This window comes from Hephaestia mangrovi (assembly GCF_019880555.1).
Lineage (GTDB): Bacteria > Pseudomonadota > Alphaproteobacteria > Sphingomonadales > Sphingomonadaceae > Sphingomonas > Sphingomonas mangrovi.
In genome coordinates this window covers 1-787 of the sequence record NZ_JAINVU010000024.1, presented here as the reverse complement: position 1 = coordinate 787, position 787 = coordinate 1, and the positions used below count along the sequence as shown (strand labels likewise).

Here is a 787-nt window from a genome sequence, read left to right as displayed (position 1 = left end):
CTAGGCGGCGTGGACAAATTGGTTGACGTTGCGATGGCCGGTTGATTCAAGGCTGCCTTTTGGAGGCGGGTTTGAGTCGGGGCGATCTTACCGAAGCAGAATGGCGTGTTTTGAAGGGGTTGCTTCCGATTGAGGCGTCGAACCGTGGGCGCGGACGGCGTCCTGAAGAGAACCGCGCAATCATCAACGGCATTCTCTGGCGACTTCGCTGCGGCACACCCTGGCGCGACGTTCCGCCAAAATACGGCAACTGGAACACGATCTATCGGCGGTTCAGGCGATGGAGCGATGCCGGGGTTTGGGAGGCCGTGTCGGTTACACTGGCCGAGATCATGGCGGACAGCGGCCACTACAGCATCGACAGCACCACGGTTCGCGCCCATGTCTCGGCAGCGGGCGGAAAAGGGGGACTCGTCGAAGAGCTCTTGGCCGCTCGCGGGGCGGGTTCACCAGTAAACTTCACTGTCTGGCTGATGGACGAGGACGACCGCTCGCCTTCCACCTGACAGTCGGCGAAGCCGCTGATTGCAAGGCCTATGACGCCCTGATCGCTATGCCAGACCAAACACCCAAGGCGCTACTGGCTGATAAGGGATACGATGCCGACGCCATCCGCGCCGATCTTGCCGAACGCGGTATCGAGGCCGTCATTCCCGGGCGATCAAACCGCCGTGTGCCGATCGAGCACGACAGGAAACTCTACAAGCAGCGCAACCAGATCGAGCGCTTCTTCGGACGCCTGAAGATCAACCGCGCCATCGCGACACGCTATGACCAACTCGCCGAC

At 61.2% G+C, this 787-nt stretch carries 1 pseudogene; it reads left to right on the top strand.

Annotated elements, in window-relative coordinates:
• Positions 1–41: 41 nt before the first annotated feature.
• A pseudogene (locus K7G81_RS17935) lies at positions 42–787 on the top strand (IS5 family transposase); the annotation flags it as partial.